We start from the raw sequence: 14,556 nt of genomic DNA, 5'->3' as shown, positions 1-14,556 counted from the left end.
TTATGGTATCATTAAATCATTACGACTATCATTTATTATAATAAATGATTATTTTGTGGGAGGGATTATCATTGACAGTTCATATTACTAACCTCTATGGTCAAAGCTTTCAAAGTACTGCCCAAATTGCTCAAAATCAAATTGCCAAAATCGGGCGTGAACTTGGCTTTAATGAACTTGGAATTTATAACTATAACTGGCCAGATGAACCACCAGTTGCTTTAGATACTCGATTTGATGGCATTATTGCTTCTGTATCTAATAATGATACAGTTATTTTTCAATCACCAAGTTGGAATTCGATCGAATGGGATCAAGCTTTCATTGATCATCTTGCTCCTTATAATGTTAAAAAAATTATTTTTATTCATGATATTATTCCATTAATGTTTGAATCAAATCGTTACTTAATGCCGCAATTTATTGACTACTATAATAAAGCTGATTTAATTATTGCACCTTCTCAGCCAATGGTGGATTTCCTTCGTGCGAATGGTTTGACGGTCGAAAAAGTGGTGTTACAGCATATGTGGGATCATTGTGCTAGCGTTGACTTTACAGTAACACCACAAAATACAGGGGCAATTAATTTAGCTGGTAACCTTGAAAAGTTCCAGTTGGTCGGTCATTGGCATTATCCTGATAAGCCCTTATATGCCTTTGCTAAGGTGATCGATATTGAACCGACAGATAATATTAAGTTTATGGGCTGGCAATCAGATCCTGTCTTACTGTCAAAACTCCGGCATAATGGTGGCTTTGGTTTAGTGTGGTCAAATGAGCCATATTGGAAAAACTATATGCATTTGAACGCTAACCATAAACTAAGTACTTACTTGGCAGCTGGCTTGCCGGTCATTGTTAATGAAAATATCGCAGAGAGTGAAACAATATTACGCAAAGGCTTAGGAATTGTAGCTGATAACTTAGATGAAGCTATCGAAAAAGTGCAAGAGATGGACGATCAATTTTACAATGAAATGGTCCAACGAGTAGATGACTTTGCACGCTTGATTCGGGAAGGCTACTTTGCTAAAAAAGCATTAACAGAAGCAGTATTTAAATTATATTATCAATAAAAAAGCTGATGAGGGAAAAGTGACACAGAAAATACAATTAAATAATTTATTAAAACGATTAGGAGCTACATTCTTTATTTTAATCATTTATATTTTAGGCTGTACGATTTCATTGCCACTAGTTAACATTTCGACAACCTTTCGTCGGGTATTAGCTAATAGTTCTCTAGGAATCATGAGTTTTATGAGTGGGGGTAACTTACAACGCTTATCGTTATTTTCAGTTGGATTGAACCCATTAATGATTTCAATGATGATTATTCAGTTATTGACGATGATGCGATTATTCTATTTTGATACATTTTCGATAAAACAAACGATGAGAATACAGCAATGGTTAACTTTAATTTTTGCAATTATTCAATCGTTAGCTCTTACTTTAATGCTAAACCTTACGACGAATTTGCTTACGAGCTTGGCGGTAACGTTAATGTTAACTGCTGGAAGCCTATTTGTAGTATGGTTAGGAAATATGAATACTCGGTTTGGTATTGGTGGAACAATAACGATTATCCTTTTTAACATTATTTCTGGTACTCTTCCTAATTTATTATCGTCAATTGGGAAAATAGTGGGCCAGTCTTACGGGATTCTTTGGTTGGCATTAATTGTGCTCGCAAGTTTTGGCCTTTTAATTTTTTGGATTTCTTTTAATCGTGCTTATTATCCAATTAAGATGGTCGATACAATGATGAGCAGTCATGATAAGCCGATTATTCTTCCGCTAGGACTCAATATGGGGGCAATGATGACTTACATGGTTGGAATGTCATTGTTAATGATTCCAACTCTATTAGCAAATATTTTAGGTCCACAGTCTTTATTTGCTAACCCCTATTTTGAAATTGTACTTAGTGGAATATTAGCTTTTGTACTATTTTACTTCTTTACATTTGTACAATTTGACCCTAAAGAACAGGCCAAAACAATGTTACATAATAATAATTACATTATAGGTATTCGTCCTGGTGAACCGACAAAAAAATATTTACAACATCTAGTAATTCACGTATCTTTTTTTGGAGCGCTTTTGAATGCTATCCAGTTAAGCTTTGGTTTATTAGGTTCTCGTATTCTTGGAAATTTCGCTGGATTAGCAATTTTGCCAATGAATATTATAATGATTGTAATGTTTATGCAGGGAATAAAAGATCAATTATTAATGTTATTGTTCCCATTAAGATATGCACGTTTAATTAAGGATGAGTGATTATGGATTATTTAGTTCCTGCTTGGCATGAGTTGCTAGAAGATTGGTCTTATACGATCCCTAAACTTGAATTTGATGATGCAGTTAGTCACATCAAAGTATTTCAAACAAATCAAAAACCCTTTTCGCTAATAATTACTGATTATCAACCACAATTATCGACAAAATTAAACCAATTAACGATCTCACCAACGCAAATCTTTAGTACTTTTGATTATCTACAAGGGGTTCATCATGTTGATAGTCAAATTATTGATTACCGTGATTTTAATTGGCCAACTGGAGCTTACTATAACTTTACAAACTTTCGAGTAATCGTTATGGTCAAAGAAAATCCTTATGCCAAAGTAACTTTTGATACACAAGGTAAAATTCTATGGGTTGACTATCTGGAAAAGGATAAAATAAGTCGACGATTGTTACTTGATAGTCGCGGTTTTGTTTCGCGAGAAGAATTATTTGAAAATGGTCAGCCATATCAATATATTTATTATGATGAACAGGGATATTGGCGCTTTAAACACGATGTAAAATCTGATCGGGTTGAAATTAATAAGCGCTTTTCAGAATTAACAGATTACTTACATTATGAGCATTTAAATGATTTACTCGAGGAAATTATTACTAAGTATGTGTTGAGCAAATTTGATATAAACCAAGATAATTTAATTGTCACGCTGGATGATCAGGCAGTGATCGATCAAAAAACTTATCTGCCTTATCAGCCCATCTTTTCTTTAAGTCGTTGGCATAGGTATCATGAAAGTCTTGATGAACTTAAAAGCCAAGAATTAAATTTGGTTGCGGATAATAATGAAACAAAGAATAATATAAAGAAACAATCTAATATAGATGCAACAATAATTCCCCTGTTTCAGTCTCGTTTTAATTTGGGTCATAGTCAACGCTCAGATCAAGAACAAATAGGGCTTTTTATTGAGTCAATGACAAAAGATGAGGTTGATAAGGTATTGGAATTACTTTATCAGCGATTATTAAAGTCACCTGATGCAATAGCATTGACGCTAATGAGCTACAGTACTGAAAAATTACAACAAGCTCAACAAGCTCTTGAAAATTTAAAACAGACTCATCAGGGTGAGTTTATATTAGCTAGTGAGGAACAAAATGAAGTTGAAGAAATTTTAACGAAGCAAATGGATATTCCTAAACTAACTATTGATACAAAAAGAATTAGTACTCCTGCTGAAGCTGGGCGGCAATTAGACTCTTTACGGATCTTAATTGACTGGGGAAACCAATTGGACGAATTCTTACAGATTTCGGCTATTAGCACAGGAATCCCGCAAATATATCGGCAACCAAATAGTCAAATTAAAAACTACCAAAATGGTTTAATTTGTCCGCAAATTTCTGATATCAATAAGGGATTAAACTATTATTTAGGTAATCTCAAACATTGGAATGAAGCCCTTATTTATAATGTTCAATTGATGAATCAATTATCAGCGGCAGAATTACAAAAGAAGTGGGAAAAAGTTTTAACGAAGTGAGGTGAATCTTCATGAATGTCTTACAGTTAGGCGCACAAAACTGGGCAGATAAATATAAAATTCCAAATGAAATAACATGGAATTATAATACCTATCCTCAGGCGGGGATAAAACGATTTGATTTAGTGATAATTACAGAAGGCGTCCAGTTAGAAGATAATTTGTGGAGTAAGCTTCAATGGCAAGTCCCTCCTTATTGTGTTTTGTACTCTCCGTTTGCTGAAAGGGACCTTAATGAAGCCGGTTTAAATTTTATTAAATGTCAAGAAGCACGTCAGATTGTTGAAGAACCGCAAGAATTAATTAATCAATTGCCGATCAGATTTTTTCAGGGACAGTCTGGAATGCGGTTTGCACCAACTAAATTATTATTAAATGATCCAGTAGGAACATTTGTAGACGATGGTCATCTTACGTTAAAAATTGAAGCTGATGAATGGACTAATTTAGGTAGTTACCAGCAAAATGTTTATATTGATCCTCAACGGTTACTTAAATTTAGTCTTGAATATAGTCAAAAAAGCAATATTAAAGTCCGTTTACGGGTTTTTGTTCATCCGAATGGTGGGGATGGTAACTCTAAGGACCAATATCTTCTTGATTTTTCTAGGAATAATGAAGAACAAGAACTACCAATTGGGTTAGAAGATGCTCCACGATTTGCTAGTGTTAGTGTTGAGGTTCTTGGAAAAGGAAAATTAACATTAGGGACTTTGCATGCACGTTGGTCACGACGAGATTATGGTGAATTTCTTGCAGGTGGTAAACGACTTATTGCTCCAGTAAATGGCGAAGATATTGCTTATTACTTTAATCCGGGTGATTTACGGCCGCCATTACATGTTTATTTTTCTGGAGCACGTGGTTTAGAGGGATTTGAAGCATATCCTCTATTTAGGCGTAATCATACTCCAGCCTTACTGTTTACGGATCCGCGCTTAGCAGTGGGACAGTTTTACACCGGTGAGGCAATTGAAAGTCAGATCAAGGACACGATTATTGCAACATTGAAGAAATTAGGATTTGATCGTCAACAATTAGTATTGAATGGGATTTCAATGGGAACATATCCGGCAATTAAACTTGGAGCTCAATTATCTCCTTATGCAATTAACGTTGCCAAACCAACTGTTAATTTAGGACAAGTTGCTTTACGAGCCCGTCTAGAACGACCAGACGAATTTGATACAATCTTTGATATCGATCGGCAACTGGTATCGTCTTTAACTTCTGAGCAACTTGAACAATTAGATATGGATTTTTGGAATTTAATGAATCAAAATGACTTAACTAAGACTCGGATATATGTTGGGTATATGAAAAACGATGATTATGATAATTTGGCAATAAAAAAAATGCAGGAAAATTCAGCTATTCAAAGTGCTCAACTATTTGTTAGTAAAGGATTTCCTGGACGCCATAATGATAATCGTGCGGTTGTTCAATGGTTTGTTAGCCGGCTTACGGAAATAAATAATGCTTTTGGACGAGGAGAATAAAAATGCAGCAGTTTGTTAATCAAGGATATTGGGAATCGTCAAATGCCTATTCTGCGGGTTCAGATATTAAAATAAATTCTGATTATAGCGTTTTATTTCATAACTCGCTCATGGCACCAGGAAAAGTAATTATGAGTTGGAATTCTGTAAATTCATATCAGGCAACTAAATTGGTCCCGCAATTACCAATTCTCCGCAATAATCATAAATACCGTTTAAGTGTAAATGCAAAGGCAGCGCCGATTTACTCATTAATTATTCGGTTGACCTTTTTTGACGCGCAGGAACATGAAATTGATCATCTTGAGTTTCAGCAACGGTCAATTGAATTTGTTTATCCCCCAGAAGCTGTGCTGTATCGACTAGAATTGATTAATAATGGACTTACTGATTTAACTTTCCAACGGTTTGAAATTTGTGATGCCGATCTTCCAGTCAGCGTTCATGAGGATGTTTGGTTTCATGAACCAATAAATGAAGATGTAAAAGGAAAGCTTAATCTGCTTTTAATTGCTGACAATAAAAGGGTTCGCAAAACATATCCAGATTTAAAAAAGTATGAAGATTATAAAATGCAGCCGATTAGTGTTGCATGGCAATCATCAGCTGATGTAGTAGCGATTTTAAAGCAATGGTTGATTGCGAATCGAATCTATGATGCCAATGTTATTAGTACTAATCCGAAGTTAGATCAAGTAGTATTGGAATTAAAGATGGAACTTTCCACAATCAATGCAGTCGTTACTAATCAGACTGACCCGCAATCGCAAATTGCCGATGTGATTTATCCATTACTGCCACCTACTACTTGGAGTTCCCCAGTATTGGTTAATCCAGACTGGCCAATTATCTTTTCGGTCATTCAAGAAATAAATTCAAAAGAGGGATAAGATATGACGCACCCCAATTTTAGGTTACAAAAAGTAAAACATACCCTTGCTAAAGTAAATGCATTAACCGCTGAAATGCGAGGGATGAGCGATGAAGAGCTTAAACATCAAACTGTTCTATTAAAAAAAGAATTAGCTAATGGTAAAACAGTTGATGATATTTTACCACGGGCATTTGCGACCATTCGGGAAGCGGACTACCGGATTTTAGGAATGTTTCCATATGATGTGCAAGTTATGGGGGCAATTGTCTTAAATCAAGGTAATATTGCGGAAATGAAAACTGGGGAAGGTAAAACTTTAACAGCGACAATGCCTCTTTACCTAAATGCGTTGACTGGTAAAGGAGCGATGCTATTAACACCTAATGGTTATCTTGCCCAACGTGATAAAGAGCAATTGCAGCCTGTCTATGAGTGGTTAGGATTGACCGTTAGTCTTGGTTTTACAAATAGTGATCAGAAACCATTACCACAAGTAAAAAGAGAATGGTATAACTCTGACATTGTTTATACGACAGCTAGTAGTCTGGCATTTGATTACTTATTTAATAATTTAGCAACACGTATTGATGACCAATATTTACGACCATTTAACTATGTAATCATCGATGAAGTTGACGCAATTTTACTTGATGAGGCAACTTCACCTTTTGTGGTATCAAGTACTCCCATGGTTCAATCAAATTTATATCGGTTGACAGATGATTTTATTCACACTCTCCAACCCGAAATTGATTATAAACTGAATGAAGATCGAACCGCAGTCTGGCTTACATTACATGGAATTAGACAAGCACAGCGCTTTTTTCGTATTACTGATCTATTTACAAATAGGTATCGGGAAGTATATCGTCATATTATCCTTGCCCTACGCGCTCATTTTATTATGGAAAATGGTCATGATTATTTAGTTAGCGAAGGGAAAGTTGTTTTACTTGATGAGGCAAATGGTCGGTTAAAAAGAGGGGTAAAGGTCAGTACAGGGTTGCATCAAGCAATTGAGGCAAAAGAACAGGTTGATCTTACTCCTAACCAACAAGTAGCGGCTTCAATTACCTTTCCTAGTTTGTTTGGTTTATTTAACAAAATTGCTGGAATGAGCGGAACAGTTAAAAGTGATGAGCAAGAATTCTTTGAAGTGTATAAGATGCGAGTTATTCAGATTCCGACTCGGAAAAAGGTAATCCGTCGAGATTATCCAGAGCAAATTTATTTAACAACTCGTCAAAAGTTAATACATGCCCTTGATGAGACAATTGAGCTTCATAAAGCAGGGCGTCCGGTTTTATTAGTGGCTGGTTCGGTAGAAAATTCAGAAATAATTTCTGAATTATTGTTGGATCAAGGAATTCCTCATAATGTCTTGAATGCTTTTAATGTTGCAAGAGAAGCTGATATTGTAAAAGATGCCGGACAAAGAGGAGCGGTGACTGTTGCTACCAATATGGCTGGCCGAGGAACTGACATCAAACTCGGAGCCGGAGTCAAAGAATTAGGCGGCCTTGCAGTTATTGGTACTGAGATGTTGCCAACGCGAGTGAAATTACAACTTGCTGGACGAGCAGGACGTCAGGGTGATCCGGGCTCAAGTAAATTTTATATTTCTCTAGAAGATAGCTACCTTGCTAAGAACAGTACCAAACGGTTCAAAAATTATTATCGTCAATTACAAAAGAAAAAGACTGATAAACAGTTACGTAGTCCGCGTTTAAAAATGAGTATAGCAATGCTTAATGACCGGGTAGCTGCTAATCAGCAAATGGCACGCAGCAATGTCAATAAGAATGAAATTGCATTAAAAATTCAGCGTAAGTATCTTTATGATCGGCGTGACCAGTTAATGAGAACAGCACATTTAGAAACAGAAGTTGGAAAATGGTTAAGCAGAGGGATTTCTCTTTACCTTGATAAAAAAGCAAAATGGAATGCCCTAGAATTACGACATTTAATGAATCAACATTTTACTTATGATGTTGTGAATTTGCCGGATAATCTAGAATTAGACCACAAAAAAATACAAAAATATTTAGAGCAATTTTGTCAAAAAGAGCTAGAACAGAAAGCTAAAGTATTAATTAATAGCGAACAATTAAATCAGTTTTATCGTTCAGCTTTATTAAATGCGCTTGATGGTAGCTGGACTGACCAGATGGCTTATTTATCGAAACTATCAGTTATCGTTCAGCCATGGACAACAGCACAACGGGATCCTAAGTTTATGTACCAAGAAAAAGCTTATCAATCATTTGAAAAAATGTTTGATACTGTCGCCAAAAAAGTAGTTGATAACTTAATGCTAAGTACTATTAGATTAAATAAAGATAATAATTTAATTGTTCATTTTAATTAATGATGGAGGAAAGTATGACTGTATATAATATTAATTTAGGGATTGGCTGGGCCAGTAGTGGTGTCGAATATGCTCAATCATATCGTGCACAAGCATTTCGTGATCTTAACATTTCAGCAAAGTTTGTTTTTTCGGACTTGATTTTAGGAAATAATATTGCTGATTTAACTGCGAATCTAGGTTTTAATGATGATCAGATCATCTGGCTTTACAACTTTTTCACCGATATTAAAATTGCTCCATCAACCTTTTTACTCGATACTTTTGTTAAGCAAAACCATCTTGAGCAGCGAAAGTTTATTCTTCTGCCCAATAATGGCACGAAAGAGTTACAATACAAATCTGAAGAAGAAAAATTAACGATCGTGCCACGCTATAACGATCGAGAGAAACAGACGATTGATCAGGTCACTTATATTTTTAACAATCGACTAATTAAACGTGATTTCTATTCGTATACAAAATATGCTACAGAATATTATTCTGGAGAAGAAAGGGATAATCAGGTTGTTTTTCGAGAATTTTATAATGAAAATGGGACGATTGCGTATACTCAACACTTAGATGAGGATGGTCACGAATTATTTGAATTTCCTGACCAAAATTATTATTCAAAAACTGATCTTTATCGTGAAATGCTTCGGAAATTGAATTTTAAAGCTGATGACATAATTATTCTTGACCGAATGGATGAAGATAAGCAGTTAGTTAATGGCCAATTGGTTTTTGAACATCATTTACCAGCAAAACTGGTTATCCCTGTTCATGCTGATCACTACGACAAGCATTATACAAATGATCATCAAGTATTATGGAATAATTTTTATGAATATCAATTCATGCATTATCAAGATGTAGCTGCTTATGTCGTTGCGACTGATCGACAACGTGATTTGCTAGCTAGTCAGCAAAAGCATTTCAACCACGCTAAACCACAAATTAATACTATCCCGGTTGGTAGTTTGGAACACTTGATAAAGCCAAAAGGGACCCGTAAAAAACATTCTTTAATTACTGCTTCTCGATTAGCCAACGAAAAACATATTGATTGGGTTATTGAAGCAACGGTTGCGGCACATAAAATAGTTTCGGACCTAACCTTGGACATTTACGGCGAGGGTGGTGAACGGAGTCGGTTGCAAGATTTGATAACAAAAAATAATGCTGATTCCTATATTAAATTAATGGGGCAACATGATCTAAAGGATGTTTATCAAAAGTATGAGACATATATTGCGGGCTCAACTAGTGAAGGCTTTGGGTTAAGCTTAATGGAAGCAGTGGGTTCAGGTTTATCGATGATTGGGTTTGATGTTCCCTATGGTAATCAGACTTTCATTGTAGATCAACAAAATGGTTATTTATTGCCATATATTGAAGATTGGAGTAATTCACGTAAAGAACAACTACTAGCTGATGCTATTGTTAAAAACTTTACTGAAGCCGACTTAACATCTTTCCATGAAAAATCATATTCATTAGCTGAGTCGTATTTGACTAAGAATGTTGCTAAACAATGGCAGCAATTGATAGGAGAGTTACAGCATGCTTAATTTATTTGATAACTTTGATCAAGCTTCATTTGATTTTCTTCGCTCTCAACGAACTGCTCAGATTAAAATCCCAACGGTAGTAATTAATGATGATGGATTCTTACCACCCGAAGTTGAGTCACCGATCAAGGATTGGGGTAACTATAACGTAAACAAAAAGCCCTTATATTTTGACCATCTTTCCTTACCACGTTACTGGCGGATTTTGAGCACAGCAGCCCAGGGGCAGATATATGATCTTGATAAGAAACGGGCAGATATTATATACCAAGCTACTGACAATACTCGCCAAGTAAAAGAAGTTCGTTGGTTGAATAATAATGGTAAAGTTAGCTGGATTGACCATTATAATCGTTATGGTTATCGTTTTGCCCAAACTTATTATCGAAACGAACAGCCGGCATGGCGAAAATATTATGATAAAAAGAACCGTGTTTTTCTTGAATGGAATCTTATTGCTGGTGATTTCTTTTTAGATGTTGATGGGGGGTACCATTTTCCATCATTAATTGAACTTGTTAAATATTATCTTCAGACTCGTCACTTTAAGCTTGATCATATTTTTTATAATACTTTAAATCAAGGGTTAAGTGTTTCGCTGAACTTACCTGCAGATGGTAGTGATACTTTATTTTGGCATGAACCGCTAAGTGGGGATGAATTACCGGGTAACATGAAATTCTTAATGAAAAATAGTACACGGACCAAACATATTATTTTTCAACGATACACTGATTGGCAACGAATTGGCGCGAACCTAAAAAATAATCACGTTGACTTTGGATTCCTCGGGACTATATACCCGCATCCACGGGCTAATCAGTTACGCCCGCAAGCTTTGATTCTTACTAATTCGGATGAGATAGTTGAATTATCAACTCTTATCAAAAATTTGCCTAACATTAAGTTTCATATTGCAGCTGTTACTGAGATGTCGGGTAAATTATTAGCTTATCAACAATATGAAAATGTCGAATTATATCCTAATGTTAGTTCTGCACGGGTTAAACAATTGATTGCAGATTGTGACATTTATTTAGATATTAATCGTCAAAATGAAATTTTGGATGCTGTTCGTGGCGCTTTTGAGCAAAATATGCTAATTGTTGGTTTCGATGAAACGCTCCACGAACCACAATTCGTTACTCCTCAGAACGTGTTTAAAGTAAACGAGGCCCAGAAAATGAGTAAACATATTATGGCAGCCTTGCTAAAGCCGGCATTGATGAAAGAGCTTATCGATACGCAGCGTCAACTAGCTAGTGAGGTTAGTGTACAAGATTACCAAAGAATGATTGGAGCCTTGCAAAGTGAATAAAAAAGAAGATCATGATCAACCACAATCGCTTATTCAACAAGATGCTTTGAAACGTTTAGAAAAAGTAGAAGAAGAAAAGCGACAACCTTATAAAAAGAAAAAAGAGCCAATTAACTTTCGTTCCGTTTTAATGACTTTACTTTTAATTTTAGTTGTTGGAATGATGTTAATAGGATATTTTATTCGTTAGTAAAAAGATCAAGAAGCGAAAATCTGCTTTTTGATCTTTTTAAGTACCTTTAATATCGATATGGGTGCAATTACGCTTATTAGATGTTAAATGAAGTTATCGAATGATTACAGTGGTAAGTAAGAGAGTTGTTGAAGATAAAATTAATACTTCACTAAAAATTCATTTATTTTGAGGAAAAAGAGGTGTACAATCGATGATGATAAATAATAATTTTGCTTATCAGTAGATTGATACATACACTGATGATATATAGAGGGGTGGGTTATCTATGGCAAAAAACAATAAAGAACAAGAAGACAAAAGTAAAGTAAAATTATATAAAACTAAACATGGATGGTTTAGTGCGTTAACACGTTTCTTTAAAATATTTGTGTTTAGATCAAAGAGAGAAGTTAAGACAACTGATTTTAATGATTTAGACTCACTAAAGAATATGCATAATTCTGACACGGCGGATGCCTATAAAAAGGGGGCAGCAACAGTTGCAACCTTGCTCGGAATTGGAGCAACTGGAGCAGCTAATCCAACAGAAGCTCATGCGGCTACTACTACCGTTGACCAAAGTTCTCAAGTAATTGGTTCTGGCTTAACATCTACTAGTACTTCAGCATCAAGTAGTACATCGACTAGTCAATCGAATACTTCTACAAGTGAATCAACAACTAGTACCTCAAATGTTAGTTCTGGTTCAACATCAAGTAGTACCTCAACCAGCGAATCAAATACTTCTACAAGTGAATCGACAACTAGTACTTCAAATATTAGCTCTGGTTCAATATCGACCAGCACTTCCGCTGCATCTTCACAATCAGCATCAACTAGTACTAGTTTAACTTCATCTAGTATGAGTGGTTCGCTTGCTAATAGTGAGACTTCATTATCTTCTAATGATGATTTTGAAACCTTTACAAAGGAAGCTTCTAATAATACTGCATTTTCTGCAAACCAAAGCCTTTCATTACGGACAACGACTGAGAATATTACTAATGGAACGATTGCATTATTTAATTCTAGTTTTATTCAAACGAACGCAACTGAAGAAGAAGGCACTGCTAATGTAAGTACTGCCGATGAGTTTATTAATGCTATTAAAGATAGTAATATCAGTACTATCAAATTAACGGCTAATATTGATTTAGGAAATTCAGGTATAGGGAATTGTAAAATTCCGCCACATAGTTTTACGATTGATGGAAGTAATGGAAATGGTAAGTATGAACTAAATATTGGAAATAATTGTATTTGGCTTAATAATACTACTTCAAAGCAATATACGACGATCATTAAATCTGTAAAACTTTACACTGCAGATCAACGTGGTGGATTTGCCATGACTGAGGGTGGTGCTCATACATTAATTTATGATGATGTAGATGCCACAGGTGGAACTGCTGTTATGGCTGATACCGCTACTGATTTAAAGGTATTTGAAATTCGTGGAAATACGACTATCAATGGTGTAAATTCATATCAGTATAATGGAAACACTTATACAACTGGAAAATTTATTACTGATGGGTATCAAACTTTAATTTACGGCGGAAATGATTTGAAAGTTGATGATGGTGCGAGTCTAACTATTAATAATAGTATTACGCCATTTGATATTGCTATGCTAGGTAATAATATCGAGCATGTTGTATCTGTTGGTAATAATGCTAATTTGACAATAAATAATACTTATAACTATAGAGGCGGAAGGCCATGGTATTATGTGGCAAATATTGCGTTAACTAAGGGAAGTGCTAGTTTTGTTGCTGGAGAAAACTCAAATATTAATTTGAATACTAGTGGTACAAATATTTACTTCTTAAACGGCTCCAATAATACTGCTACCTTTAATCAAGGAACGAATGCTACATTATCAGGTAACCGTAACTTCTACTTTGGTAATTCCAACAATACTATTAATATTAATGATCCCGCTCATTTAACTTTAAATACAACAACTGGTACAACCTTCTCTACGGATTTTTCTGTTACGGTAAATGCTAATAATACAAATGTTGTTGTAACAAATAATGGAGTAGTTACCGAATCAAATTACTTTGGAAATAATCAAAGTACCGTTAAAGGAACAAGCTATACTACTGGAACTATAACTGATGAACAAAAAGATGGAAATACATCAGTTAAAAACGTGATGGCTACTATTAATAAGAGTGGTACTACTAAAGTTGAATATAATGGTAAAACTATTCATTCAGAAAGTATAAGTGCATCAGCAAGTACTTCTGCATCAATTGATGGAAGCATTTCAGGTAGTACTAGTCGATCAGTTGAAACATCGTTAAGCGGTAGTCGAAGTAGATCGGCATCGCTGAGTGAGAGTAGATCCAATTCAACATCATTGAGTGAAAGTCAAAGTGGATCGACATCAGTAAGTGTGAGTGAAAGCATCTCCGCCTCAGTAAGTGGAAGCAAATCAACATCGGCTTCAGTAAGTGCCAGCGAAAGTACCTCCGCCTCAGTAAGTGCTAGTGAATCTACTTCAGCATCTGTGAGTGCAAGTGAATCAACTTCGGCCTCAGTAAGTGCGAGTGAATCAACATCTGCTTCAGTAAGTGCCAGCGAAAGCACATCCGCCTCAGTGAGTGCAAGTGAATCAACATCCGCTTCAGTAAGTGCCAGCGAAAGCACCTCGGCTTCGGTAAGTGCAAGTGAATCAACATCCGCTTCTGTGAGCGCCAGCGAAAGCACATCTGCCTCCGTAAGTGCGAGTGAATCAACTTCCGCCTCAGTAAGTGCAAGTGAAAGCACCTCGGCTTCGGTAAGTGCAAGTGAATCAACATCCGCTTCAGTAAGCGCCAGCGAAAGCACATCTGCCTCCGTAAGTGCGAGTGAATCAACTTCCGCCTCAGTAAGTGCAAGTGAAAGCACATCTGCTTCGGTAAGTGCAAGCGAAAGTACTTCAGCATCTGTGAGTGCGAGCGAAAGTACCTCCGCCT

The 14,556-nt window shown here is 35.7% G+C and carries 10 protein-coding genes; all 10 read left to right on the top strand.

Features of this window, described 5'->3' with window-relative positions:
• The first annotated feature begins 71 nt into the window (after positions 1 to 71).
• Complete coding sequence (locus tag LMC10_RS01755; RefSeq protein WP_229268768.1) at positions 72 to 1,079, top strand: sugar transferase; 1,008 nt, start codon at positions 72 to 74, stop codon at positions 1,077 to 1,079.
• A 19-nt stretch (positions 1,080 to 1,098) separates the two neighbouring features.
• The gene (gene secY2, locus LMC10_RS01750) at positions 1,099 to 2,289 is read left to right on the top strand and encodes an accessory Sec system protein translocase subunit SecY2 (protein ID WP_229268767.1); all 1,191 of its coding nucleotides are present in this window, start codon (positions 1,099 to 1,101) and stop codon (positions 2,287 to 2,289) included.
• Positions 2,290 to 2,291: 2 nt separating this feature from the next.
• Positions 2,292 to 3,803, top strand: coding sequence for an accessory Sec system protein Asp1 (gene asp1, locus LMC10_RS01745; RefSeq protein WP_229268766.1), 1,512 nt, complete (start codon positions 2,292 to 2,294; stop codon positions 3,801 to 3,803).
• Positions 3,804 to 3,814: 11 nt separating this feature from the next.
• Positions 3,815 to 5,302, top strand: coding sequence for an accessory Sec system protein Asp2 (gene asp2 / locus LMC10_RS01740; protein WP_229268765.1), 1,488 nt, complete (start codon positions 3,815 to 3,817; stop codon positions 5,300 to 5,302).
• Between the two features lie 2 nt (positions 5,303 to 5,304).
• The gene (gene asp3 / locus LMC10_RS01735) at positions 5,305 to 6,192 is read left to right on the top strand and encodes an accessory Sec system protein Asp3 (protein WP_229268764.1); all 888 of its coding nucleotides are present in this window, start codon (positions 5,305 to 5,307) and stop codon (positions 6,190 to 6,192) included.
• A gap of 3 nt (positions 6,193 to 6,195) precedes the next feature.
• On the top strand, positions 6,196 to 8,544 hold the full coding sequence (gene secA2 / locus LMC10_RS01730; RefSeq protein ID WP_229268763.1) for an accessory Sec system translocase SecA2: 2,349 nt from the start codon (positions 6,196 to 6,198) through the stop codon (positions 8,542 to 8,544).
• Between the two features lie 14 nt (positions 8,545 to 8,558).
• Positions 8,559 to 10,097: an accessory Sec system glycosyltransferase GtfA gene (gtfA, locus tag LMC10_RS01725; RefSeq protein ID WP_229268762.1), complete on the top strand. Its 1,539-nt coding sequence runs from the start codon at positions 8,559 to 8,561 to the stop codon at positions 10,095 to 10,097.
• The gene (gene gtfB, locus LMC10_RS01720) at positions 10,090 to 11,415 is read left to right on the top strand and encodes an accessory Sec system glycosylation chaperone GtfB (protein WP_229268761.1); all 1,326 of its coding nucleotides are present in this window, start codon (positions 10,090 to 10,092) and stop codon (positions 11,413 to 11,415) included. Before gtfA ends, gtfB begins: the two co-directional genes overlap by 8 nt.
• Positions 11,408 to 11,605 (top strand): hypothetical protein, encoded by a 198-nt coding sequence (locus LMC10_RS01715; RefSeq protein WP_016496748.1) that lies wholly within the window; start codon positions 11,408 to 11,410, stop codon positions 11,603 to 11,605. The genes gtfB and LMC10_RS01715 overlap by 8 nt, the downstream gene beginning before the upstream one ends.
• A gap of 271 nt (positions 11,606 to 11,876) precedes the next feature.
• On the top strand, positions 11,877 to 14,556 hold a 2,680-nt coding region (locus tag LMC10_RS01710), incomplete at its 3' end, for a serine-rich glycoprotein adhesin (RefSeq protein WP_229268760.1).

The sequence above is a fragment of the Limosilactobacillus reuteri subsp. simiae genome, from assembly GCF_020784875.1.
GTDB classification, from domain to species: Bacteria; Bacillota; Bacilli; order Lactobacillales; family Lactobacillaceae; genus Limosilactobacillus; species Limosilactobacillus reuteri_H.
Note: the sequence above shows the minus strand (reverse complement) of the source record. Positions and strands in the feature narration are given on the sequence as shown.